The sequence below is a fragment of the Peribacillus sp. N1 genome, from assembly GCF_054600815.1.
On the sequence record NZ_BAAHZO010000001.1, the window covers coordinates 1,087,301 to 1,112,281 of the forward strand.

Consider the following 24,981-nt stretch of genomic DNA (forward strand, 5'->3'; position numbering starts at 1 on the left):
AGTAAAGGAGCCTTGGTTTTCCCTGGCTCCTTTTTATTGGTTCATAGCCATTCGAACGATATTGGCTCCCTTTAATTCTTCTAGATGTGATTGGCTTGCCCTGATAAAAGTTGCACAACCAAACAAGGGAAAAATATAACACTTCTATTCACCGCCTGCACCCATTCATCTATTTAATAATCAAAATATTCTTTTCTATAAACGCCCAATTCTGAGGGAATTCCAAACCAATCTGCCAATAAGTTGCACCTATCAGTTCATAGGCATCAATCATTTCATATTTCGCGCTTATCGATCGAATATCTTCAAACCAAACCACATGATTCGAATTTTCTCTTTGATAAGCATAGTTAGGTGATGCCGCAGACGTGTCAAAAGTTATTTCAGCGCCAGTTGCAATAGCAAGATTTTGGGCATTTTGAGCTGATAAGGCTTTCGTCTCGTGGCTTGGTACTACCCAATCGTATCCATACATAGGAAATGCCGACTGCAATTTATATTCAGGAATATTCGTCAAAGCATAACGAAGAACCTCGCCCATCCACCAAAGTGGGGAAATTGGTTCAGGCGGGCCAGTAGGATACCCATAGTCAATGGTCATTACGGCAACAAGATCGGCTACCTCTCCGATCCCCCGATAATCATGGCCGCCTACAATTCGATTATCAGGATTATCCGCTGTTTTTGCGTGTACGTTCACATGAAGGATCAGTTCGTTCAATCCCTCCTTTAATTCTTTTAAAAAAAGCACATAATCGGAACGCCGAGCAGGTGGTATGAATTCGATGTCCATACTGACACCCCCATACCCTTTCTCCCTAACGAATTTCAGCATACTATTGATTAAATTCGCTCTGTATACTGTATTAGCAAGGACATCACCCGCCAAATCAGCATCAAAATCACCATCTTGAAAGTTCCGGATCATCAATAGGGGTGTCACCCCGGTTTGCTCGCATTTCGCGATAAGCGGGAGATCATCACCATCAACGTATGCATTTCCTTCCCTTGTAAACGAATAAGCTACAATGGCTAAATAGGATAATTTATCACCATTCTCCTCAAGTGTTTCAAATACTATTCCACCTGAAGTCGGAAAGGCAAAACCCAGTGTAATCAATTGATTTTTGTAAGGGGACGGAATCAAAATTACCGTGCCGACTTTAAGCGAGTTTGCAGCGATTCCTGGATTGGCTTCCATGATTGCCGCTGCACTCGTTCCAAAACGACTGCCGATTCTAGTAAGGGTATCCTGACTTTTAATTAGATACCTTCGACCCACCGCTTTTTCCTCAGGTATATACAATGCCAGGCCAGGAACCAAAGCTGTTGATTCCAAACCGTTGACTTCAATTATCCTCGATGGTTCAATTTTATTTTTTCTGGCAATTTCCCAAAGGCTGTCACCTTTTTTCACAATAATGATCGTCATTCATAACCCTCCAAACTCCCTCCAAAAAAGTTTATGTTATTCAGGTAATTGGATAGAACGAATTATCATATTTCCTTGAAGATATCCTGCTTTTTTATATAATAAAGGATCACTTAAAAAAGAGGCTGTCCAAACGGACAACCCCACGCTATTTTCGTTTCACACGCTTCCATTCATTAAAGAAAATTCTTAATATCGTAGAACTTCCCATTCTCCAAATCTTCCGATTCAAGAAGCTGCAAAAGTTTATCTGCCACAAATTCGGGGCTTCTTAACATGCCCTTCTCTTTATATTCATGAAATTTGTCTCGATCGGAAAAGTCCCGTTCGTCTGCTGACCGGATTGTCCCTTGCATCGCCGTATCCATTACTCCAGGTGAAAAAGATATGAGGGACGTAGGGAAAGACGCTTTATCCTGCTCCACCCCTGCAACCCGTGTAAACATTTCTAGCCCCGCCTTAGTACTGCAATAGGCTGCCCAGCCATGATAAGGATTTTTTGCTGCACCTGATGATATGTTCACCATTACCTTCTTTCTGTTCCAGTCCTTTGTCTGTTTAATGAATTCATCAGCCAATACGATGGGTGCCATGAAATTCACCCGCATGCTTGTTTCCAAATTTACCATACCAAGCTCTCCTACCGTCTTTATCGGTTCAATAATGCCTGCATTATTAATGAAGTAAATGTCACTTGTATCATCGATAGCAGCAAGAATCTCATTGACTAAGGAAGGTAACTTTTCAGTTTCATTCAAGTCCATCGAAATAAATGTAAGTTTCTTCCCTGATAGGTCAGCCAGCCGCTGCATTTCAGGATTGGCTGTACGGGAAACTAAAATGCAATGATCACTCGTCTGCAAACATCCTTTGGCGATGGCAGCACCTAAACCTTTTGAAGCTCCTGTGATTATAAACGTTTTCATGACTTTTCCCCCTTTTATGGATATAAACTATTGTACCAAAATAGAGTTCGGAAGGGGCTTATCCCGAACCATGACATTAAGGCAAGACTTGTGATTCTTAATGTTTTTTCTGGTTTTATGAATGGATTGAAGAAATTACATTCCTCCTAAACAATGGCTAGCCGAGACGCCACAGGCCCTTGCTTTGATGATGCATAGCTGACAGTCGGCTGAAAGGGAGCGGATTTCTGAACAACTGGAACATTTCATAAAAAAAAAAACTGCAGGCAAACTCGCTTTTCTTCGAATTTGTCTACAGTCTGAGCAGACCATGTAGTAATGGTCCGTTTAGTTTAAAAATTATAATATCGGTGATACTAGCCTTGCAATGGACTCTTTAAAACGAATCCACTTGGAACGCTTTTCAAACTCTTCAATTGTAAGCTGCCTGCAAACTTCGACATCCTTATAAAAAATCCTTGTCAGTGTTTCTGCCATTCCTTCATCATAAATGAAGGCATTGACTTCAAAGTTCAATTTAAAACTACGGACATCAATGTTAGCTGTCCCCACCGAGGAGACCTCTTCGTCCACCACGATCATCTTCGCATGAATAAAGCCGTTATCATAGATGTATATCTTAGCTCCCGCTCTTAATAACTGCCCTGCATTGAAAGTTGTTGCCCAATAAACGAAAAGGTGATCAGGTTTATTCGGAATCATGATTTTCACATCTAATCCTGATAAGCTGGCAATCCTGAGTGCATCCAATAAACTTGCATCCGGTATGAAGTAGGGTGTTTGAATGAGAATCGATTTTTTTGCTGAAGAAATTAATTTAATATAGCCATTTTTAATTTGTTCCCATTCAGAATCCGGCCCACTTGTCACTATTTGCAAATCTATATTTCCTTGAGGCTTTACAATAGGGAAATAATGAGGTTGATACGTTATATCATGGTGCTTTGATGCCTGATTCCAATCCAAGATGAAACGGGTTTGAATGGCTTTGACAGCCGACCCCTTTATTCGAAGGTGTGTATCACGCCAAAAACCAAATTTCGGATTAAGCCCTAAATACTCATCTCCAACATTAAAGCCTCCAACATACCCAATTTTCCCATCTATGATGACGAGCTTTCGATGGTTACGGAAATTCAGGCGTAAATTTATAAATTTTAATTTGGATGGAAAGAATGCCTCCACTCGTCCTCCAGCCTGCCTAAATTCCTTGAAGAAACGTTTAGTCATCCCTCTGGAACCCAGCTCGTCATAAAGCAGCCGAACTTTGACGCCTTCATTCGCTTTTTTAGTCAATGCTTCAATGAATCGTTTACCCAAGCCGTCCCTTTGAATGATGTAATATTGTATATGTATATGGTTTTCGGCCGCTTCAATATCTTTAAAAAGCTGGTCAAACTTATTTTTCCCTTCCGTAAAAATATCGACTTGATTATCTTCAGTAAGCACGGCATCATTATTCCGGAGATGCATATAAATCAAATCACGATAATTACTTGAAGAAGCATTTCGAAATGGGAAATGATCCGTTGAAAGCTCTTCCATCTGTTTATCAAGGATCTCTTCAATCCCGATCTTCTTCTTGTCCTCCCATTGGAATAAGTGGGCGTGCCTTAAACTTGTTCCAAAAAGGAGATATAAAATAAAACCGACTACAGGCAGAAAATATAACACCAATAACCAAGCCCAGGTCGTGCTCGCTTCTCTTCTTTCAAAAAATATGACAATCGTGGCAAATAAAATATTTAGAATGATGACGAGGCCGAGCAAAACCGATGTAACATGCGTAAATTCCATAGCATACCCTCACTCAATTTTTATCCCTTTAAGGATACCATGCAAATTCTTTATATCAAAGGATTTGCTTATCAGAAATGAAAACAGAGAATTCACAAAAATGGACCTCTTCTTGTAGAGGCCCATTTTAAAAAATACATCCACCCCGGACACTTAAATTTCTCAGATTGGTCAGGTTGTCTTATCATCATCGTCCTAAAAATTACACTACCGGCTTTTCACTAATAAATTCACTGCTTCTTTAACTAGCTCTTCGGGATTCTTTTCTCCGGATTCATTAGCCTCCCGGACGCATTCTACAAGATTGGAACTTACTATTACCCCAATTGTCCTATCGATTGCCGATCTAGTGGCAGATAACTGCGTTACTACATCTCTGCAATCTTTGTTTTCCTCCATCATCTTCAATATCCCACGAAGCTGTCCTTCAATTCGCTTCACTCTATTTTTAACCTGCTTATCATACTCCATGTGATGCCTCCTGCCCCGCCTATTACTTATGAATCGTATCCAGATATCCATTATAAAAACCATTCAATTGATCAAAGGCTTTATAAAGAATATTACAATTTATAATACATACCACTAAGGTATAATTGTCAAGTGCCAATATCCAAAAATGACAGCTGCAATATGTAATTTCTATTTTTGTACAAGGAGACTTTGTGCAACTGCCTCAGAAAACTCGATCGTCATTTGGGGAACGTAGGTTTTTAACAAAGCATTGACGATGGGGGCTTTGGCCCCTTTTGCCGTAATCGCAAGGCAGCCTGTCATTTTAGTCTGTCCAATTTCGCACTGTTCCGCTAAAAAATAACCGTGTCCCTCAAATTTTTCATTTAATCCCTTAAGATTAAATGTTACCTTGTCAGGTTCAATCCATTCCAATATATTCACTTCAAGTTTAATTTTCTTCTTCATTAATCCCAAATCGCTTTTAAACTCCCAAATAAGTGTCTCCTCACTTATCATCTCATGATTGATATATCCTGGGACAAGAGGTGCCCAACGGTCTATGCTACTTACAAATCCCCATACTGTTTTTATTGAAACAGGTAAAATGATACTATGCACACCTTCTGACAAAGCAAATCCCCCTTAATCATTCTACTTACATCTTTTTAATGTATGGCTGAACAATATTGAATAGAACGGTAAGTTTAGATTCTTAAACAAAATTCTCCCGGTGGTAGCAAAGAATCGCCCCTCTGCAATAAAGGGACGATCCTTTTTTTACTTATTAATCTGACGCAAATTCAACCGTATACATATTCAAGCTTGGATCTGGGTTAATCCAGGCGCTTTCAAACACGAAGACCACTTTATAATTTGCGAAATCGGTATAAGTAACATAGTACATCCCTTCTTGCTCCACTTCACTTACAGGTTCACCAATCAATTCCTTCAGCATGGATAAATGGATGGTTTGCAATTTCGGATCAAAGTCATCAATGGCTGTAATCGTCTTTCTACCTGTTGAACCGTCATAGAGGAATCGAACATTACGGCTCCAATAATTGGCTGCAACGGTACTTAAATCTTCCGGTGCCCCCCAGGCTTTTTCCACTTTCTTCAACGAATCACCTACAGAAAATGGTCCACTGCTAATGGATTGTTGGGATTCGTAGGCTAAACCCATGATCTGCCTAATCAAAAGGTCTGGCGTGGATTGCGATGAAATTGAATCTGATGAAGCAAATGCAGCCTGCCCACTAAACATGAGAAATGCGAGCATTAGAAATGTAACGCTTCGGATAAAACGATTCACTTGTTTCAAAGTTACCCTCCTTTTTCACCTGGAAATGACTGATTACATTATATACGTATGTCATTTCATTTGGTTTTACATTTACGATTAATATTCAACGGAACTTTGGACACATACCCTTCGTTCAAAAAAAGTCTTTAAATGAAATATTAAAACCGATTAAGCCATTTCAAGTGAGCCACATTTTTTAAAATAAATTCTCCTGATTTAAAACTTCCCCATCCCCCATAGGTATTCTAAGGGAGATGGTTTTTTTATGAATAGTTAAACACCTAAAAGATTTAGATAGACGATCAAAAAAATAACCGAATATTCAGTTTTCAATACTCGCAAGCAGAGTTGACAAACTGATTAGGTAACATTTCATATGTATGTAATAAATGACTATGCCTTAAAACCAACGGTCCTAAAGGCATAGTCATTACATCAAAAATAAGATAGATTAATGCATTCTACTAATATACTGGTTATTGCCGATCAAAAAGAGAAGCTCCCGCTATGCCGGGCTTTGTCATCTCATAAGGATTTAGAATCAGATCCAATTCTTCCTCTGTCAGTACATCATATTGTAAACAAAGTTCGCGAACTGATTTGCCTTTTAATATCGCTTCCCGCGCAATACGTGAAACCACTTCGTATCCAAGGTGCGGATTGACTGCTGTAATCACTCCAACACTTTGTTCGACATAATCTTTTAAATGTTGCTCATTTGCTTCGATGCCTTCTAAACAATAATCTGTAAAGACATTGAAAGCATTGTTCATAATGCTGATTGACTGCAATAAGTTGAATACAAGCACTGGCTCCATTACATTCAACTCGAGTTGTCCTGCTTCTGATGCTAAGCAAATCGTATTATCGTTCCCGATCACTTGGAAAGCGACTTGGTTAATCAATTCTGGCATTACTGGATTTACTTTTCCTGGCATGATGGATGAACCTGGTTGACGAGCTGGAAGTGTGATTTCCCCTAATCCCGCTCTTGGTCCTGAAGCCATCAAACGTAAATCATTAGCAATTTTAGACATATTCATCATACATACTTTCAATGAAGCTGACACTTCAGTATAAGCATCCGTATTTTGAGTTGCATCTACTAAATGTTCTGCTCCTACAAGCGGCAAGTTACTGATCTCAGCTAAATATGTAACAACATTTTCAATGTAACGCGGATCTGCGTTCAATCCCGTTCCCACTGCTGTTGCTCCCATATTCACTTCATATAAATGTTGACGTGATTGACTGATTCGTTTTATATCGCGATCCAACACACGACTGTAAGCCTCAAATTCTTGACCAAGGCGAATTGGCACTGCGTCCTGAAGATGTGTGCGTCCCATTTTGATAACATGATCAAATTGTTTTGCTTTATTCTTTAAGACCGTACTCATCTTGGTCATTGTTTGCAACAATTGCTCTAAAAGTCGTAGTGTTGATAAATGAATGGCAGTAGGGAATACGTCATTGGTTGATTGCGACATGTTAACATGGCTATTTGGACTAACATGTGCATAATCACCTTTATTGTGTCCCATAAGTTCTAACGCACGGTTGGCAACGATTTCATTAATGTTCATATTCATCGATGTCCCTGCGCCGCCTTGAATTGGGTCAACGATGAAATATTCATGCCACTTTCCATCAATCACTTCTTCAGAAGCTTTGACGATAGCGCTTCCAATACCATCATATAACCTTTTGGTATCCATATTTGCTAAAGCGGCTGCTTTTTTAATCATCGCTAGTGCACGAATCATTTCTTCATTGACTTTGTAACCGGTAATCGGAAAATTCTCTACAGCGCGTAGAGTTTGTATTCCATAATAAACATCTGCCGGAATTTCCTTTTCCCCAAGAAAGTCTTTCTCGATTCGGTATGTTCTCTCTTCTATCAACATTTCCTCTTGCCCCTTTGTTTGTTCTAGAATGTGATGTCCTCTGCAATCGGTGTTTCCATCATTTCCTTCACTTTTTTAGGATCCCGTGTCTTGGCTAAAATCCACATCAACTTCGGAATGATGGCTTCTGTATTCATATTTCTGGAACGAATGATGACATTCTTGTTCACTTTTCGTCCAACTTCGTAAATATCCATATCTTCCCCTTCTTCTAAACATTGGGTAGTAATGACTACGGATATTCCGCATTGTACTAACTCATTCAATTTTTCTAAAATATTTCTTCCTTGAAAGGGAATACCACCGCTTCCATAACTTTCAATTACGATTCCCCGACATTGATTTTTCAGGAAATCAAAGAATTCAGGCTTAATACCGGGATGCAGCTTAACCAAAGCAACATCAGTACATAGGGAAGCATCTAACTTAGCTTCCTTATTCTTTGGTGAATGAACTGGCTTTAGATACTCAATTTTATCTTTGAATATGGTAGCAATATAAGGATAGTTAATACTTTCAAATGAATCATAGCTTTTCGTTCTCAATTTAATGGCTCTCGTGCCCTGGATGACTCTACCATCAAAAACAACATATACTCCTCCAATATCTTCACAAGCAAACCGAATTGCATCAGAGATATTTCTTTTGGCATCTGTCTTTTTAAAGGCAATTGGGATCTGAGAACCTGTAATGACGATTGGTTTCCCTAAATCTTGTAACATATATGAGAGCGCAGCTGAAGTGTAAGCCATTGTATCTGTTCCATGGGTAATCACAAAGCCATCGTAATCATGGTAGTGCTCATGGATGGATTGTGCCATTTCTGTCCAATCTTCCGGCTGCATATTTGTACTATCAATATTCATCAAAGGCTTACTATCAATCTTGCATAGTAAATCCAATCCCGGTAGGTGACCTAAAATGTCGTCAGCTTTCATCTCTGGAACAAGTCCATTTTTTCCTTCTAACGATGCAATTGTACCACCTGTAGTAATCAACATCAACTTCTTGATTTTTGACTTCAACTTCTCCAATATACTACCCCCTATATAGCCTCCCTGTTTCACAATCATTCTTATCATTTCAGAAAAGGATGTTTCGCTGCAAATGTACATGTTACGCGTACACCACATGTTATTATAGTCATGTTTCATAGTGAAATCAAGCTAAAATTATTCATTACGCGTACACTTATTTCAATTTGATGTTATAATGGATTTATATAAAAGGAGAGTAATAAGAATGATTTTAAATAGATTGACATCATTAAGGAAGGCCAAAAGATGGTCTTTACAATATACCGCTGACAGACTTGGAATCGCCAAGAGTACCTATGCAGGTTATGAATCGGGCCACCGCCGCCCTTCATTAGAAACGATTAATTTATTGGCAGGCCTATATGATACATCCACTGATTACATTCTAGGTCGGGTAGATCATCCAGCTAAAGATATTACCACAGAGTCACCTCAAGTCATGGAATTAACGGATTTACCAAATATGGAGCTAGCCGTTGATGGAATCTCTCTTTCTGAAGAGGAGACGATTCAATTTATCGCTTTTATTAGAGCAAAACGAGAAGTGGAAATAAATCGCGATAAACAAAATGAAACATAGCAGAAATTGGGCTTAAGACTTGTATATGGGGAACGAACCGTACTTCATCAGGTACTTATAATATTCACGATGTACCTGGCATGATTTATATCTAAAACTGTAAAAAATTCCAGGGTTTTAACCAGTTAGGGTAGCCGGTTCCGATTAATTAAGTTCGCCCTTTTTAGACGTTACCCTTAATTATTTCTGGATGACAATGCAGGTTATACTTCCTTCTTAGTGACTTAAGACTAATACTAATGATGCGTGATGCGCCAAGCTGAGAAATTTAAGTTTTATTATTTATATAGAAGAAAGTCGGCTTATTATTTAGCTTACTTCCTTTTCCAACAAGGTATGATAGATATCTGTTCCCCTCCTGATTTATTAGTAATGAAAGAAAAAACCATAGCAAAAGCTCATGGTTTTCCCCCCGTATATACATGAAATATTTAAGGCATCTCGTCTTCTTTTTCCCGATTTTTAAAAGCTTCATGTGTGACAATATCCTCGATTTGTTCATACTGCCGGCTGTGTTCCTTCTCTTCGCTAATTCTATTATTAGGTAAATTTCCCGGATGGCCTTTTTCTTTGTGATTAAAATTTTTACCACGGCTCATACTCATTTCTCTCCTTTCTATTCATTGTTTGTTTAGTTTTCCCAAGCACACAAATATTATGATTTAATTTCTCCTATTCCTGTTTTTGAAGCGGTTTCTTTTTCAGCCTAAGAGATATGATAACTCGAATTTGAATAATGAATTCAAAAAGAACAGGAACCGCCCGATTATGACGCTTCCTGTTCCTTTAGTTAGGGTCTATATCATACATACTTTAAAACAGTACAAGGGCTAGGAGGATACCACCACGGAAGGTCGCCACTTTCTTGAAATGTCTTCAATATGATGTGGTGCCGTTCTGCAGCATCCTCCAATTAAACGCGCCCCTGCATGTTGCCATTCTTCAGATTTCAGGTCGAGCCTGTTACATGATTCTTGCCCATGCCATGTTTTAGTTTCCGGATTATATGTTTCACCTGAATTCGGATAAACAATGATTGGTTTATCCGTGTTTGCACGCAGCACCTGGATGGCTTCCGTGATACTTGAAACTGGCGCACAGTTGATGCCAATTGCTGCAATTTGCTCACTGTCCCCAAACAATCTTGTACACTCCTCGAGTGAAGTACCATCACTTATCGCTTTTTCATTTTTCAATGAAAAGGATAGCCAAGCATACACTTCTGGATAATCCTTCAATAATGAATATAATACTTTTGCTTCTTGCAGGGAAGGAATCGTTTCAAATGCTAAAAGGTCAGCTCCAGCTTCAATCAACGCTGATATTCGTGAGCTATGGAATGCAATTAAAGTTTCATCCGAAACACCATAGTTTCCTACATACTCTGAACCATCTGCAAGATAAGCCCCATAAGGCCCAACAGATGCAGCAACCAATGGCTTAGGCCTAAGCGTTTGATTTTCTTCCTTCCAAAAATCATCTCTTGCTTTTCTTGCGAGTAAAACCGTTTTCCTGATTAGCTCCAAAGCCTCTTTTTCTTGTATTCCGCGGAGGGCGAAACCTTCAACAGTGGCTTGGTAGCTAGCCGTAATCGCACAATCCGCTCCAGCACGAAAATAGTCAGAATGCACTTGATAAATCACTTCTGGATTTTCAAGTAATACACGTGCAGACCAGAGCGGGTCGTCCAAATCACATCCATGCCTCTCTAGCTCTGTAGCTAAAGCTCCGTCTAAAATCATGACTGAATGATCTCGTAAAATAGCGTCAATTGGGTTAGTTTTAATGTTCATGATCTACTCCTCTTTTCTTTATGGTTTTGTGTCAGATAATAACTTCCATAGCAAAACAAAATAAATGGAATGCCACAATATAGTGCAATTCGTTGTGTAGGATCAAATGCAATTCCTATGCAAGAAGCTAGGCATAGCATAAAAGAAACGATTGGTACGAGTGGATATAATGGCGTTCGATAAGCTAAGTCATTTACTGAATTTCCTTCGTTTATATATCGTCTGCGAAATAGAAATTGCGACATGCTAATACTCATCCAAACTACAACAACGGCTAGTCCAGAAATGGATACAAGCACTATGTAAACAGTATCCGGTGCAATAATACTCGAAAACAGGGCTAAGCAGCCGCCCAACATACTGAAAAGGACTGCATTTATCGGAACTCCCCGTTTTGTCAATTTTGCAAATATTGGTGATATAGTTTCCTTATCTGCAAGTGACCAAAGCATTCTGGATGCCGCATACAGTCCTGAGTTTGCAGCAGACAAAATGGCAGTTAATATAACAAAGTTCATAATATCCGCTGCATATGGCACACCAATCCGTTCAAGAACTGCCACAAAGGGGCTTTCTAATACGCTTGCATCCGAAATAGGCAATAATGCGGATAATACAACGATGGTTCCTACAAAAAAGATAATCAATCTCCATAATGTCATACGGATTGCCTTTGGTATCGTTTTTTCTGGATTCACAGTTTCTCCAGCTGCAATTCCAATTAATTCAGTTCCAGAGAATGCGAAATTCACCGCAAGCATCGTCATTATAATGGCAAAAGCACCATTCGGAAATAAACCTTCACTTGTAAAATTGGAGAATAACGGAGCGGATTGTGAATGAATTATTGGAATGAAACCTAGCATTGCCGCTGCTCCCAAAATAATGAAAATCACAATGGCAAATACCTTTATAGACGCAAACCAGAATTCGGATTCAGCGAAAAATTTAACGGTCCACGCATTTAATGCCAAAACCAATATGGCAAATAGTGCACTCCATATCCAGACATTGATTGATGGAAACCATCTCTGCATCAACAATCCTGCAGCCGTGAATTCCGAACCAAGTGCAACTGTCCAAGTTAGCCAATACAACCAGGCTACTGTATACCCTGTCCCAGGACCTATGTATTTAGCTGAGTAGCTATGAAACGCACCTGTCTCGGGCATATGTACTGCCAGTTCCCCTAGACATAGCATGACTAGATAAACCACTAATGCCCCAATCAGATACGAAAGGATGGTGCCAAACGGGCCTGCCTGTTGAATCGTATAACCCGAACTTAAGAATAAACCTGTTCCAATCACCCCGCCAAGCGATAGCATTATTATATGCCGTGCCTGCATTTTCCTTTGAAAATCATGCTTCCTTTTGTTCTCCATTCTTACTCTCCTTTATCTTGCATCCAGAAAAAACGAAAACGCACTCTAAAAAAGAGTGCGTTACTGACAAATAAACACGTACGGTCTTATCTATCAAGGTTTCACCCCCTGGAATTAGCACAGTGTCATTGCAGACCTGTTGCTGAGGTTTCATAGGGCCAGTCCCTCCACCTCTCTGGATAAGAAATTATTTTTTTATAACTTTATCAATCTATGAAAAAATTGTCAAGTTTTGTTTCGGTTTGTAAAGACTTCCTTTAAAATCCAAACGATCAACGCACCTTTGGCATAGATATGAACTTGTTTTTGGAACAGTCGCTTACATTATAGAATTGTAAATAATGCTAACCGGGAATAATTTTTAAAAAATGACGACACCTTAAAAGATGACGCCATTTTTCTTATATTCCTTAAGGTCTTTCAATTTCAAATAATTCTCCTAGTTTTGTATAAGTATGACCCGCTAATCTTGCTACTGGTTTTAGCCGCTTCTGGTCAATTCGGCCATTATGGTAAATCTCCTGCTCTATATGATAGCAGACTATTTTCCCTATCAATAAATCACAACCAGGTTTATTCTTGGAACCTGCCAAAGGTATCGCATGCTCCAATGTGCATTCAAAGCGTACCTTCGCTTCTTGCAATCCTGGTACCGACACCTTATCACTAACAGCCTGAGTGAAATTGGTAAGACCCAATTCACTTTCGTCAGACGGGAGTTCCTTGGCCGTTCGATTTGCATCAGCAACATTGTCTTCATCAGTGATATGAACAACGAATTCACCTGTTTGAATTGCATTTCGGGCCGTGTCCTTAAAAACTCCTTCTTTCCGTTGAACAGAAATGGAAATCATCGGAGGATTGGAACTGACTATGTTAAAAAAACTGAACGGCGCTATATTGATTGTACCGGTTTCGGATTGTGTCGTGACCAGGGCTATTGGTCTCGGTATGATGCTTCCAGTCAAAAACTTATAATTTTCCCGTTCTGTAAGACTTTCAGGATTTACTGAAATCATCTTCATCCCTCTCATTCTTATAAAAAGTTCTTTTGAAACCATGAACTTGCTGCATCAACCTCTGTACGTGTTAACTGATGACCGTAATTTTCCCAGTGAACGTCCACCGCAGCACCCGCTTGCAGTAAAATCCGATTAAGTTCATCAGTTTCTGCTGCGGGGCATATCGGATCGTTTTTACCTGCAGCAATGAATACAGGTATATCCGATAGGGACGGCAAAGCAATCCCGCGTCTAGGCACCATTGGATGATGAAGAATCGCTCCTTTTAATGCCCCTTCGAAATGGAACATCAAACTTGCTGCTATGTTTGCACCATTAGAATAACCTAATGCCACCACTCTGTCACGATCGAAGTCATATTGTCCGGACGCTGATTCCAAGAAGTCATAAAGCTCCTTCGTACGGAAAATCAAATCTTCTTCATCAAAAACTCCTTCAGCCAGCCGGCGGAAATAACGGGGCATTCCGTTTTCAAGTACATTTCCCCGTACGCTGAGTACGGATGATCCCGGTGAAACCATCTCCGATAATGGCAAAAGATCCGTTTCCGTTCCCCCAGTGCCATGTAAAAGCAAAAGCAACGGTGCATCTGGATTACTTCCTTTTTGAAAAATATGCTTCATCATTTATCCTCCTCTAGTACCCTCGGCACTGCCGGCAGTAACGTTTTCTCCATAATTTCCCTTTTTTCTTCAAGCCATGGCGGCAGCATTAATTTACTACCCATCGTTTCCTTCGTTTCATCATGAGCAAAGCCAGGTGGATCTGTGGCAACTTCAAAGAGTATGCCTCCATCTTCCCTGAAATAAATGGCATCGAAGTATTGGCGGTCTTTAAAGGGTGTCACGCCATAGCCATGGTTTGCGATATGTTCCCTCCATTCTTTATGATCTTCATTATCGCTTGCACGCCATGCAAGATGATGAACAGTTCCCACTCCGATTTTCCCATTTGGCAAAACCGTTTTTTTAACATCTATCAAATTTCCGATGTCCGATGTGGATTTGAAGCGAATGAAATCGCCCTCTTCCCCCATCTTTTGCAAACCCATCACTTCCTCTAAAAGTTCCATCGTTTTGATCGGTTTAGACGTCAATAATACAGCACCGCCGAATCCCTTGATTGCCTTATCAGCTGGTACACCGCCGAATGACCACTCGCTATTTTTACCTTCTTTACGCTCAACCAGTTCAAGTTGCAATCCATGTGGGTCCTGAAATCCCAGATAATCCTCGCCGAAGCGTGAGATCTTTTCAAAGTCAATATTAAATTTACCCAAGCGCGTTTCCCAGAAGCCCAATGAACCTTCCGGAATGGCATATGTTGTTATCCCCACTTGTCCGGAGCCAATTGTCCCTCGGTATGCCCCAGGCCAAGGAAAGAAAGTGATGATAGTGCCCGGTGAACCTGATTCATCTCCGAAATATAAATGATAGGTGCCTGGATCATCAAAATTAACGGTTTTCTTCACCATACGCATTCCCAGCACTCCAGCATAAAAATCCAAATTCTCTTGAGGATTGCCTACAATTGCGGTTATATGATGTATTCCTGCATTTTGCTTTTGCATGCCGATTCCTTCCTTTCCCCTTGATTAATTAGTTGATTTTGTATTCAGTGGTTTTAAATTCGATTCAATATCTTTTCTTTTTGATTCTAAAAATGGCGGCAGGGCAAGGTTCTCACCTAGGTGCTGCTCTGCTTCATCAACTGCAAATCCAGGTCCATCAGTAGCTAGTTCAAATAATATTCCATTCGGCTCCCTAAAATAAAGTGAACGAAAATAAAAGCGGTCCACATATCCAGAGTTCACGAATTTTGATTCACTAATTTTTTCTATCCATTTTCTAAGTTCTTCTTCATTATCCACCCGAAAGGCAACATGGTGTACTCCACCCCTCCCCAACCTTTCCCGAGGAATGTCATTCCTTTCTTCAATATGAAGTTCCGCTCCTGTTCCTCCCTCACCTGTCTCATAAACGACAATTGGATTTTGCCCCCTAATTGCAGATGGGTATGTGCCTGTTTTCCTGAACCCCAATACCTCGGAGAGAACACTTTCTGTTAGTTCAATATTAGGTACAGTAAGTTTTACCGGTCCTAATCCAAGGATGGAAAACTCTTGCGGTACCGGGCTTCCATCCCATGGTGATCCCCCTTGAACACCGTTATTATCCTGATCGGAAACCAGAAGTAGCCTCTGCCCTTCAGGATCTTTAAAAGAAAGCACCTTCCTTTCAAAACGGTTCGATATTTCATCATGCTCAACATTGAATTCCACAAACCGTTTTTTCCAATATCCTAGAGCTTCATCATCTCTCACCCTTAAAGAAATTTCAGAAATGCTATTGTTTCCCTGATGAGTGCGGGCAGCATTGGGAATTTCAAAAAACGTCAATTCCGTACCCGGAGAACCAATTTGATCTCCATAAAATAAGTGATACACACGAACATCATCTTGATTCACCGTTTTTTTGATTAATCGCATCCCTAAGACTTTTGTGTAGAAATCAAAGTTATTTCCCGCTTTAGCTGTAATCGCCGAAACATGATGTAATCCTTTTAATTCCATCCGTACCACTCCTATCTTTTCTTTATAAATCTCCCCTTAAGGAGAGGAATTAATCCGTAAACAATATCTCGAAATCGAGATATTTAACTAAACATATAATACTTTTAATACAAATATCTTGATTTAAAGATAAATGATAACGATAAATTTGTCAACCATTTTCAGACAAATAATTTCACCCGTATTCACTTTTCATAAAATAATAAAATCAGGTCAAAATAAGTCGGTATAATGAATGGAGGTATGATGTATGGCTAAAGACTTTTTTAGCGCAATTGAAGATAGACGCTCTTATTATTCCCTTAGCAAGGAACATGTTGTCCCTAATAAAAGGATTAAAGAAGTTATCGATCATGCCGTTCAATATTCCCCTTCCGCTTTCAATTCCCAAAGTGCAAGAGTGATTGTTTTAACTGGTCAAAGCCACGACCAATTATGGGATATCACGAAAAACACATTAAGAAAAGCTGTCGGTGACAAAGATTTCGAAAAAACGGAAGAAAAAATGAAGTCATTTATAAATGGTTATGGTACGGTTTTATTCTTTGAAGACCAGGCCATTATAACAAGGCTTCAAGAACAATTCAAAACGTATGCCGAAAACTTTCCGATTTGGTCGAACCAATCGTCTGCCATTTTACAATTTGTCGTATGGACTTCCTTGGAAATTGAGGGGTTTGGTGCAAGCCTTCAGCATTATAATCCTTTAATCGATGACGAAGTGAGAAAGACATGGGATATATCACGCGATTGGAAACTCATCGCTCAGATGCCCTTTGGAAAACCCACTGCAGAGCCTGGCGATAAAGACTTCTCACCACTAGAAGAACGAGTGAAATATTATGAATGAGACAATAGGGGCTGGCTCTAAATACCAAGCCAGCCCTTTCATTTATTTCACTTTAGTAATCCGGAAATGTTGCAAAAAATCTTGAAAATATAAATGCCGCAAAGCCTATATATTCTACAACCGGCATGATTTTGATTTCCTCACTGGCGTTAAACATGTACATTTCACTTCCCCCCACTAACCTATTGAATTGGTGAAGAACGCCCAGGTAGCCATTCCTTCAAATAATATGGAAGTTCACCGGAATATTGTTTAGCAGCATGTCCACTTTCCAGTAGGCTATATGTCTTATCCTTACATGTTAAATGCTCCATTACCGGATAAATCATTTCCTGTGGGACCAATCGATCATACTTACTTGCAATGACCAAAACACTAGCATTAATTTTCGATAGCTTCGCTTTTTTCCCCCTTACCTCAAAACCACCATTAACCAAGCGATTTTTTATCAAGAGGTCTTTGGTTATTTGTTTGGCAGCTGCGCCGGATAGAGGCACATGCCCATTTGCCCACGCATTGAAGCGGCGCCAATTCTTAACGTATTCCTCATCATCCGCTTGATTCAATAACGATAAATACGGTGATATATAGATAGGTGATGTAATTAAACGGATTCCATATTTAACAGCACTGGCTGGAATCGTTTGATAAATATCTATTGTCTCGTCAAAATCCGCTGTTCCTTCTTTTAACGCTTCCTGCCATTGATCAAAATATTCCGAGGCACTGAAATCCACCGGGGTCACGGAAAGTATCAAATTCTTGATGGGCTCGTCTGCAATGGCAGCATATATTGCGGCTATTGTACCTCCGAGGCAAAACCCCATGACTGAAATTTCTGATGCTCCAGAGTGACGTAATGCACGCTGCACTCCTTTTTGAATATAATCGACGATATAATCTTCGATCGATATGTCACCATCTTCAAAGCCCGGGCTTCCAAAATCAAGCAAATACACATCAAAACCTTCATTTACAAAAGATTCTATTAAACTATTCCCCGGAGATAAATCAAGAATCAAAGGAGTATTTATTAGTGAATATATAAGAAAAACCGGTACATCATATTTTTTTTGTGCTGAGGGATAAAACCAAAGCGTTGATTTGTTTTTTTTCCACACCGCTATTTTCGGAGTCAGTCCCATTTCAGGCATTGGCTGATTGGGAATATCCAATAAATGTTGCCATTTAGTTTTGGGTTCAGATTGATTTTTGGGCACTTTCCGCTTAGCCATTTGAATTCTCCTGACCAACTGAATTGAACTCAGGCAGCTGTGAGCTTAAAAATAAGGAGTTATTTATAAAATCAGATAACCTTTTTTTACTCCCTTCCATTTCATTGGATGCCAATCTTGATTTCTTTTTGATGCTGCGGGATGAATTGGCATTGCCTTTATTGCGAATTGAAGAATTACCCCCGACATTCCCGCCCCTATTCTCAACAAGTATAGAGACCAATTCTTCCAACCCATCAATTTTTTCTTCGAGTTGGATGACTAATTTCGCTAAACTCGCCACATCTTTTTTTGTTGGATAATTCATGATGATGGACATTCTTTCTGAGGCTTCCTGAAGACTATTTATTCTTGGTACCTGCATTTGCGCATTATTGCTCACTCTTTCGATTAATTCGCGATTATTCAGCAGATTTTGAATTTTACTATTCAGCTGTTGCTCTTTTTGTGTGCCCAGTAATTTAAGCCCTTTATAAAAATTGGATTTTTCCGCCATATATTTCTTCCTTCCTTTCTCCTCCGTTTATACTAATGCTGATATTCCACCGTCAATGATCAAAATATGACCCACCATATAGTCAGAAGCCTGTGAGGCTAAAAAAACGGCGGCACCCTTTAAATCATCTTCATCGCCAAACCTGCCAGCCGGAGTTTTACCTAATATGTCATAGTTAGACTTTTCAAGAATTTTCTTTGTGATTTTAGTCGGGAAAAATCCAGGTGCAATTGCATTGACTTGAATGCCGTATCTAGCAAGTTTAACTCCTAAATCCTTGGTCATTGTAATGATGGCACCCTTACTGGTGTTATAAGCTATCGTATCCAAAAGCTCAGGAAACGTCCCGCCAAGACCTGACACCGATGCAATATTTATGATTTTTCCGGAATTTTGCTGCTTCATGACCTTCGCTACAGCCTGTGAAAACAGGAATGTACCTGTAACGTTAACATTCAATACTTTTTCCCACTTGTCCTTGGGAAGATCCAAAAGCGGACCTGACCAAGACGTACCGCTATTATTGACAAGAATATCAATCGTGCCGAATTGAGCAACCGTTTCCTGAACGACATGGTCAATGGCGCTCACATCGGTGATATCACATTCAAAGGCAACGGCATTAACACCCATCGATTGCAAGTCTTCACATACCTCCTTACATACAGGCAGATTTCGTGAAGCAATGACTATATTTGCGCCAGCCTCTCCCAACGCCATGGCGATCTGTTTGCCCAGTCCTCTGCCGCCGCCGGTAATGATAGCCGTTTTATTAGTCAAATCGAACATATTACTCAATGTAGTCAACTTTTCAGCCCTTCCTTAATGAAGTATTATTTATATAAAACCGTCTATATCATTATAGGAAGGCCTATCCAATATTGTGCTTAAAATAGCCTGATGCCTCTGCCTTTGTTTCATCAACAGTATCCTTTATATTAATAATACCTATCCTTTCGACCGCTACGGTCGGCTTTGAATTGGCATACTGAAAAACTTAATTCGACCCACTGCTGTTATGATTAATCCCCCGAGTGAGCAAAATCGAATACTTAACCTGTTTAATCGTTTACACTATAGAAATGGTAAGGAGGTTAAAAAAATGACGATACATCACTTTCATTTAACTGCAGAGTGGCCAGGCGGCAGAAATGATATCGGCACAATTCATTCAGGGAATCTACTAACACAGATAAGTATTCCTACTGAAATGGAGGGACCAGGTATCGGCACTAATCCCGATGAAATGCTGCTTGGGGCGGCATCGACCTGCTATATCATTACCTATGCTGCCATGTTAGAGCGAGCCCATATAGAAAAGGTGAGCTTGACCATGCAATCCGAAGCGTTAGTGGATGTTACGAATGGAGTATTCACCTACAAGAAAATCATTCATCTCCCTAAACTTATATTAGTACCGGGCACTTCAGAAAAAGTGGTTGAAAAAGCGAGGAAACTTGCTGAAAAAGCTGAAGCTTCATGTATGATTTCCAGGGCGATCAAAGGGAATGTAGCGGTGGAATTGAATGCGGCAATTTCCATAGCACAGTAGCCTTGAACAAAAAAAGTGCCTAACCCTATATCGGTTTAGGCACTTTTTGAACTATTGAATGGCGTTCATTTTATTTTCAACCTCGCGGCACACTTCATCAGCAGTTAAACCATTTGCCTCAATGATAGACGCTTTTAATGAAGTATCGCTTATACCCATTACATTACTATCCAAACCTGTTACCACACAACAATCCACGTTATTTGCGTCAGCTTCTTGTTTAATCTCCACAACATCAAAACCTTTTTCACGAAGTGCTTCCTGAATATTCGTTAATGATTCTTCAACACCGATTTTTGACATCAACACACACCTCCTCTACCTTCTAACCTGTCCTTTTCACCTTAAATATATGTATAGGATGCAAAGGAAAAAGGGAAAGTAATATCGAGGTGATAAACATGAATGGAAAAAACAAAAAAGATGCTTCTCAAACCCGTTTAGGGTCTTCTCAGGTAGAGGGGCAAGGCACCACTACGAAAGAAACCGGGTCCTTCACTCAACCCTCTTCACTTAAAAAGCAAAAGCGTTCTTGATAAGAATGCAGTGGAAAACGCTTGGCGGATAAACCAAGCGTTTTTTTTGCGTATCATGAAGACGGAATTCCATGACAATCGGGCTTCCCTTATATATTTTGCTTTATGATTTCCCGTTGAATCTTTAGATCATTCAATCGATCACTATCAATTGTTTTTGGATCCATTTTTGCTTTATCGGCTCCAGCCGGGTTTAAATCACTTGCCCTTAAATTATTATTGCGAGCTGCTTGCTCGTTCCATTTGGTCATAATGATCTCCTCCTCAGTCCTTATCCTTCCCAATCCTAATAATATTCATGAATACACCCCATCCTTTATTGCCATGATACAAATGGAGGTGGTTTAATTGGAACCAAACAGACCCGGCAATAAGAATGTACCGGATTTTAAAGAGTTGAACGACCGTATCATTAGAGAAGCATCACAGAGTCCCCGTTTAGTGATTAAAACAAATTTGGACGCAAAGAATGTAAAAGATGAGAACCCTTATTCCGATCGAATTAACAGTGAAGGATTTGCTGATTTTTTTGAGGAATAAGATAAAACCGGCTTTGCAGACTCAATTTTACGAACCAACTGGTTCGTAGGTAAGGGCCGTAAGGGTTCTATATAAAAGTTAGAACAAAGTTGATTGGAGCGGGTGTACGAGACTCTTGCGGGAAAAGCGAGTGCCTGGAGTGGAAAAATCATGCTCAAATTGCACAAACCCTAATAAAAACTGTAGACAATCTCGATTTACATCGAATTTGTCTACAGTCTAAAACCGGCTTAATAAGCCGGTTAATTTTAAAAATATTTTTTCTTCCAAAAAATGAATGCAGTCGTCCCCGCCAATGTTATGGCAATTAATAATGTAAATATGAATGCAAACCGATTATGTTCAAACGGCAGTTCCACATTCATTCCGTAAAAACTTGCCACCATCGTCGGAAGCGTCAAAATAATGGTCACGGAGGTTAGAAACTTCATCGCATTATTGACATTATTGGAAATGATTGAAGCGAATGCATCCATCATACCGCTAAGAATGGATAGATACACTTCTGCCATTTCAATTGCCTGAGCATTTTCGATAATTACATCCTCAAGCAATTCTTTATCTTCTTCATACATTTTCAAATAATTAAAACGGAGGATCTTATCAAGTACTACGCGATTGGATTTTAATGATGTCGTAAAATAAACCAAGCTTTTTTCCAAAGCCAGGAAAGTGTATAATTCTTTATTTTTCATGGACTGATGCAATTCACGTTCCGCTTCATTAGTCATCTTGTTAATCTGTTTCAGGTAACGTAAATAATAGGATGAAATCTCAAATAGTAATTGTAAGGCAAACCTTGTTTTCTTATTGGTGAAAAAGCCTTTTATCTTATTGTTTTTGAAATTCGCCAATATCGGTGTTTCTTTCAAAGATACCGTAATGAAACAGTCTTTGGTAAAAATCATCCCTATAGGTATTGTTTCAAAAATCGGTAAGTCGGCTTCGTCCCTTGTCAAATATGGGAAGTCGACAATAATTAAAACATTATCATCCTCTTTTTCAATTCGAGGCCTTTCCTCATCATCCAACGGATCTTTCATGAAATTGATCGGTAACTTCAAAGTCGTGCATATATAATCTATTTCAGATTCTGTGGGCGCGACAATGTTCACCCAGGAACCTTTTGTCATTTCCTCGATCTTGTTTAGGTGTCGGTTTTCATCCGTCTTGTAGATTTCAATCATTTCTTGACCTCCTCTTCTATAGAGAAAGCCTTATTTACCTTCTTCGAGCAGATACTCAGGGAGAATAACAGTCTCGACTTCTAGCATCATATTGGCTTCCTCTTGCTTTCTGGGTTCAGGATCATAAGAACTGCTGCTCACTCGTATCCACTTCCTTTCGATTCTTTAATCTTAATCCTTATTCTTTTAAAGCACAATAACGAATTTAATACCTTGGTTCCCTGTTTTAAATTCGCAATTAGTTATCAGTTTTTAAAGGTTGGAAAATATAATAAAAACTATCACAAAAAAAACGCTTAGGTCTCCCCAAGCGTCTGATAATTTTATCCATGCTTAGCATTATTATAATAGTGAACACCATACATGGCGCCTTCATCCACCATTTTATTGTCGTCATGATCATATGGATCAGGGTGACCTGCCTTTTCAATTACAGGATCTAGCTCTGAAGCCGTCCTATTCCAAAAGCCTAATGTTTTTGCTTTTGCATTGGACCATATGTCCTTCACTTTTCCTCTGTTCGTTTTATTCGATAAAAATGAGACTCCGGCAACTCCGACTCCTAGTAATACCACGTTTCTTCCTAATGCCATCATTACCTTCCCCCTTATTTATTGGCTTGCTATATATATACCCAACGCCAATAAATGTAAACCTTTATTTATATGGAGGAATTTGATAAAAGAAATTAGGTTTCATTATTTCATTATTATATGGCTGATGAAAAACGTGGGTTGTGGCTGGAGAAACAGGCGGAATTAACCAGGTCCAGTCCCCCGTAACTTTCCGGTTACAAGTGGTTTCTTTTTCTTCGAATTTCTTGAATTGTTTAGCTGCTGTATGGTGATCAACAATGCTGACTCCGTGTTTTTTATACGAATAAAGGACTGCTTCATTCAGTTCGATAAGGGCTCGATCTTTCCATAAACTTGAATCACGTTTAATATCCAAGCCCATCCTCTCCCCGATTACCGGTAGCATATTGTAGCGTTCTTCATCAGCAAGGTTCCTGGCACCGATTTCCGTTCCCATGTACCACCCATTAAATGGTGCAGCTGAATACGTAATACCGCCAATTTCCAGCCTCATTCCAGATATGATTGGAACTGCATACCATTTGATTTGAAGATCTTTGAACCATGTCAGTTCAGGGTGGGTGATTTGAACTTCTTTAACGAGGCTTTCAGGTATGACATGTAAACTAGGGGTTTTTCCGTCCAATTGGACTACAAGTGGTAAAATATCGAAACGTCCGAATTTCCCTTCCCATCCCATTGCCATACATTGCTTGGTGAATGCTATTGAACTTGAATCGCCGATTACGCCATGCTCCGTCTCATATCCTGCATATCGAATAAGCTGATGATTCCAAATATCCACTTTTCGATCATGATCTTTTTGTTTGAAAATTGTAATCACAGGTCTGATGCTCCCATTATTCGTTGCATATTCGATATGCTCAAAGAGTGCCGATACAATTTCTTCTTCGCTTTGAATCATCCTTTTATCAATCACCCTCAGCGACTCCCAAAAAAAGCGCCCTATGCAACGATTGCTATTACGCCAAGCTAATTTAGCACCATAAACCAATTCTTCATATGTATGTTCATATCTGCCTGTTTCATCTATTTCCTTTTTGATTTGTTTAATCCTGCCATCCATGTCCTCTTCCGTTTTCGATATTTCCGGATAACTTGTCCTGATAAAGGATACGGCCTCTTGCAGTAAATCACTCATCTTTCCCACGAACCCTTCCATTTGTAAAACTTTGACTTCAATATTAAAATAACATATTTTTCTCGGTATCCCTAAAGAACACATTTTTTAAAAGCGCATTTTTTTAAAATGTGGCAATTATGAGGCGAATTTCTTTTCATGATACTTAAAGTAAGCTCATAATTTTCTTATACTTTAACATCTCTAGTAACTAAATAATTATCGGTAAAGTTGTTACATATGAGGTAAATGCATTATAATATATTAATAATGAGGTGATAAGATGAATAATACGACACTTTGTCCACGATTTGAAAAAGGAATGCAAATCTTGAGTAAACGCTGGACTGGATTGATTGTCAATCAATTACTTAATGGCCCTCAACGGTTTTGTAATATTGAATCTGCATTCCCGATAAGCGGCAGGATTCTTTCCGAACGTTTAAAGGACTTGGAAATTGAAGGTATTGTTAAAAGGGATGTATATCCAGAGACACCGGTCAGGATTGAATATTCTTTAACTGAAAAAGGCAAGGCTCTTGCACCGGTAATGAACGAAATTCAAAATTGGGCACAAGAATGGCTCGAACCAATACAGGAACAATGATACAGGCATTAACTGAAAAGGAGGAAGGTCCGCCAGCTGGCGGACTTCCTCC

General features: G+C 39.4%; 29 protein-coding genes and 1 riboswitch. Of the genes, 6 read left to right on the top strand and 23 right to left on the bottom strand.

What is annotated here, in order from left to right; translation table 11 throughout:
- Positions 1 to 169: 169 nt before the first annotated feature.
- From ACYP5M_RS05105 to ACYP5M_RS05140, 8 genes are all read right to left on the bottom strand, one after another.
- Positions 170 to 1,432, bottom strand: a complete 1,263-nt coding sequence (locus ACYP5M_RS05105; RefSeq protein ID WP_434167079.1) for a LysM peptidoglycan-binding domain-containing protein — start codon at positions 1,430 to 1,432, stop codon at positions 170 to 172.
- Between the two features lie 176 nt (positions 1,433 to 1,608).
- The gene (locus ACYP5M_RS05110) at positions 1,609 to 2,358 is read right to left on the bottom strand and encodes a (S)-benzoin forming benzil reductase (protein WP_434167080.1); all 750 of its coding nucleotides are present in this window, start codon (positions 2,356 to 2,358) and stop codon (positions 1,609 to 1,611) included.
- A 339-nt stretch (positions 2,359 to 2,697) separates the two neighbouring features.
- Positions 2,698 to 4,155 carry a cardiolipin synthase gene (gene cls, locus ACYP5M_RS05115; RefSeq protein WP_101225088.1) on the bottom strand — a complete coding sequence of 486 codons (1,458 nt, stop codon included), beginning with the start codon at positions 4,153 to 4,155 and terminating at the stop codon, positions 2,698 to 2,700.
- Positions 4,156 to 4,362: 207 nt separating this feature from the next.
- On the bottom strand, positions 4,363 to 4,626 hold the full coding sequence (locus ACYP5M_RS05120; RefSeq protein ID WP_054395644.1) for a metal-sensitive transcriptional regulator: 264 nt from the start codon (positions 4,624 to 4,626) through the stop codon (positions 4,363 to 4,365).
- A gap of 171 nt (positions 4,627 to 4,797) precedes the next feature.
- A complete protein-coding gene (locus tag ACYP5M_RS05125) occupies positions 4,798 to 5,241 on the bottom strand; it encodes a CoxG family protein (RefSeq protein WP_434167082.1) in 444 nt (147 codons plus the stop codon).
- A gap of 154 nt (positions 5,242 to 5,395) precedes the next feature.
- A complete protein-coding gene (locus ACYP5M_RS05130; protein WP_434169678.1) occupies positions 5,396 to 5,923 on the bottom strand; it encodes a DUF4309 domain-containing protein in 528 nt (175 codons plus the stop codon).
- Between the two features lie 467 nt (positions 5,924 to 6,390).
- Positions 6,391 to 7,821: an aspartate ammonia-lyase gene (aspA, locus tag ACYP5M_RS05135; RefSeq protein WP_101225091.1), complete on the bottom strand. Its 1,431-nt coding sequence runs from the start codon at positions 7,819 to 7,821 to the stop codon at positions 6,391 to 6,393.
- A 23-nt stretch (positions 7,822 to 7,844) separates the two neighbouring features.
- Positions 7,845 to 8,834, bottom strand: coding sequence for an asparaginase (locus ACYP5M_RS05140; RefSeq protein WP_402940056.1), 990 nt, complete (start codon positions 8,832 to 8,834; stop codon positions 7,845 to 7,847).
- Between the two features lie 229 nt (positions 8,835 to 9,063).
- On the opposite strand from ACYP5M_RS05140, the gene ACYP5M_RS05145 reads away from it, so the two are divergent.
- Positions 9,064 to 9,438, top strand: a complete 375-nt coding sequence (locus ACYP5M_RS05145; protein WP_101225092.1) for a helix-turn-helix domain-containing protein — start codon at positions 9,064 to 9,066, stop codon at positions 9,436 to 9,438.
- 431 nt (positions 9,439 to 9,869) lie between these two features.
- Here ACYP5M_RS05145 and ACYP5M_RS05150 read toward each other — a convergent pair whose 3' ends face one another.
- The 7 genes from ACYP5M_RS05150 to ACYP5M_RS05180 form a co-directional block, all read right to left on the bottom strand.
- Positions 9,870 to 10,037: a hypothetical protein gene (locus ACYP5M_RS05150; RefSeq protein ID WP_162878727.1), complete on the bottom strand. Its 168-nt coding sequence runs from the start codon at positions 10,035 to 10,037 to the stop codon at positions 9,870 to 9,872.
- Between the two features lie 231 nt (positions 10,038 to 10,268).
- Entirely contained in the window at positions 10,269 to 11,231 is a 963-nt protein-coding gene (mmuM, locus tag ACYP5M_RS05155) for a homocysteine S-methyltransferase (RefSeq protein ID WP_434167083.1), read from the bottom strand.
- On the bottom strand, positions 11,228 to 12,616 hold the full coding sequence (mmuP, locus tag ACYP5M_RS05160; RefSeq protein ID WP_434167084.1) for an S-methylmethionine permease: 1,389 nt from the start codon (positions 12,614 to 12,616) through the stop codon (positions 11,228 to 11,230). The genes mmuM and mmuP overlap by 4 nt, the downstream gene beginning before the upstream one ends.
- An 83-nt stretch (positions 12,617 to 12,699) precedes the next feature.
- Positions 12,700 to 12,802, bottom strand: a riboswitch (SAM riboswitch).
- A 224-nt stretch (positions 12,803 to 13,026) separates the two neighbouring features.
- A complete protein-coding gene (locus tag ACYP5M_RS05165) occupies positions 13,027 to 13,635 on the bottom strand; it encodes a flavin reductase family protein (RefSeq protein ID WP_459734745.1) in 609 nt (202 codons plus the stop codon).
- Between the two features lie 17 nt (positions 13,636 to 13,652).
- Entirely contained in the window at positions 13,653 to 14,261 is a 609-nt protein-coding gene (locus ACYP5M_RS05170; protein WP_459734746.1) for an alpha/beta hydrolase, read from the bottom strand.
- The gene (locus ACYP5M_RS05175; RefSeq protein WP_459734747.1) at positions 14,261 to 15,208 is read right to left on the bottom strand and encodes a ring-cleaving dioxygenase; all 948 of its coding nucleotides are present in this window, start codon (positions 15,206 to 15,208) and stop codon (positions 14,261 to 14,263) included. Before ACYP5M_RS05175 ends, ACYP5M_RS05170 begins: the two co-directional genes overlap by 1 nt.
- Positions 15,209 to 15,232: 24 nt before the next feature.
- Complete coding sequence (locus tag ACYP5M_RS05180; RefSeq protein WP_459734748.1) at positions 15,233 to 16,210, bottom strand: ring-cleaving dioxygenase; 978 nt, start codon at positions 16,208 to 16,210, stop codon at positions 15,233 to 15,235.
- A 250-nt stretch (positions 16,211 to 16,460) separates the two neighbouring features.
- On the opposite strand from ACYP5M_RS05180, the gene ACYP5M_RS05185 reads away from it, so the two are divergent.
- A complete protein-coding gene (locus tag ACYP5M_RS05185; RefSeq protein ID WP_230175816.1) occupies positions 16,461 to 17,060 on the top strand; it encodes a nitroreductase family protein in 600 nt (199 codons plus the stop codon).
- Between the two features lie 182 nt (positions 17,061 to 17,242).
- Here the strand turns inward: ACYP5M_RS05185 and ACYP5M_RS05190 are convergent, their stop codons facing one another.
- The 3 genes from ACYP5M_RS05190 to ACYP5M_RS05200 are packed head-to-tail and all read right to left on the bottom strand — an operon-like array spanning position 17,243 to position 19,580.
- The gene (locus ACYP5M_RS05190) at positions 17,243 to 18,295 is read right to left on the bottom strand and encodes an alpha/beta fold hydrolase (protein WP_434167087.1); all 1,053 of its coding nucleotides are present in this window, start codon (positions 18,293 to 18,295) and stop codon (positions 17,243 to 17,245) included.
- Complete coding sequence (locus ACYP5M_RS05195) at positions 18,288 to 18,791, bottom strand: hypothetical protein (protein WP_434167088.1); 504 nt, start codon at positions 18,789 to 18,791, stop codon at positions 18,288 to 18,290. Before ACYP5M_RS05195 ends, ACYP5M_RS05190 begins: the two co-directional genes overlap by 8 nt.
- Positions 18,792 to 18,818: 27 nt before the next feature.
- Positions 18,819 to 19,580, bottom strand: coding sequence for an SDR family oxidoreductase (locus tag ACYP5M_RS05200; protein WP_106027420.1), 762 nt, complete (start codon positions 19,578 to 19,580; stop codon positions 18,819 to 18,821).
- Positions 19,581 to 19,893: 313 nt separating this feature from the next.
- Between ACYP5M_RS05200 and ACYP5M_RS05205 the strand changes: the two genes are divergently transcribed.
- Complete coding sequence (locus ACYP5M_RS05205) at positions 19,894 to 20,343, top strand: OsmC family protein (RefSeq protein ID WP_459734749.1); 450 nt, start codon at positions 19,894 to 19,896, stop codon at positions 20,341 to 20,343.
- A 51-nt stretch (positions 20,344 to 20,394) separates the two neighbouring features.
- Here ACYP5M_RS05205 and ACYP5M_RS05210 read toward each other — a convergent pair whose 3' ends face one another.
- A complete protein-coding gene (locus ACYP5M_RS05210) occupies positions 20,395 to 20,646 on the bottom strand; it encodes a YkuS family protein (RefSeq protein WP_434167089.1) in 252 nt (83 codons plus the stop codon).
- A 98-nt stretch (positions 20,647 to 20,744) separates the two neighbouring features.
- On the opposite strand from ACYP5M_RS05210, the gene ACYP5M_RS05215 reads away from it, so the two are divergent.
- Entirely contained in the window at positions 20,745 to 20,879 is a 135-nt protein-coding gene (locus ACYP5M_RS05215) for a YuzL family protein (RefSeq protein WP_101225105.1), read from the top strand.
- Between the two features lie 89 nt (positions 20,880 to 20,968).
- On the opposite strand, the gene ACYP5M_RS05220 is transcribed toward ACYP5M_RS05215, so the two are convergent.
- Entirely contained in the window at positions 20,969 to 21,130 is a 162-nt protein-coding gene (locus ACYP5M_RS05220; RefSeq protein WP_452445145.1) for a hypothetical protein, read from the bottom strand.
- A 97-nt stretch (positions 21,131 to 21,227) separates the two neighbouring features.
- Here ACYP5M_RS05220 and ACYP5M_RS05225 point away from each other — a divergent pair, with 97 nt between their 5' ends.
- Positions 21,228 to 21,419, top strand: a complete 192-nt coding sequence (locus tag ACYP5M_RS05225; RefSeq protein ID WP_101225106.1) for a hypothetical protein — start codon at positions 21,228 to 21,230, stop codon at positions 21,417 to 21,419.
- Positions 21,420 to 21,667: 248 nt separating this feature from the next.
- Here ACYP5M_RS05225 and ACYP5M_RS05230 read toward each other — a convergent pair whose 3' ends face one another.
- The 3 genes from ACYP5M_RS05230 to ACYP5M_RS05240 form a co-directional block, all read right to left on the bottom strand.
- The gene (locus ACYP5M_RS05230; protein ID WP_101225107.1) at positions 21,668 to 22,606 is read right to left on the bottom strand and encodes a magnesium transporter CorA family protein; all 939 of its coding nucleotides are present in this window, start codon (positions 22,604 to 22,606) and stop codon (positions 21,668 to 21,670) included.
- A gap of 323 nt (positions 22,607 to 22,929) precedes the next feature.
- On the bottom strand, positions 22,930 to 23,202 hold the full coding sequence (locus tag ACYP5M_RS05235; protein ID WP_434167091.1) for a hypothetical protein: 273 nt from the start codon (positions 23,200 to 23,202) through the stop codon (positions 22,930 to 22,932).
- A 61-nt stretch (positions 23,203 to 23,263) separates the two neighbouring features.
- On the bottom strand, positions 23,264 to 24,343 hold the full coding sequence (locus ACYP5M_RS05240; protein WP_459734750.1) for a nitric oxide synthase oxygenase: 1,080 nt from the start codon (positions 24,341 to 24,343) through the stop codon (positions 23,264 to 23,266).
- Between the two features lie 262 nt (positions 24,344 to 24,605).
- Between ACYP5M_RS05240 and ACYP5M_RS05245 the strand changes: the two genes are divergently transcribed.
- Entirely contained in the window at positions 24,606 to 24,929 is a 324-nt protein-coding gene (locus tag ACYP5M_RS05245) for a winged helix-turn-helix transcriptional regulator (RefSeq protein ID WP_101225109.1), read from the top strand.
- Positions 24,930 to 24,981: the final 52 nt, after the last annotated feature.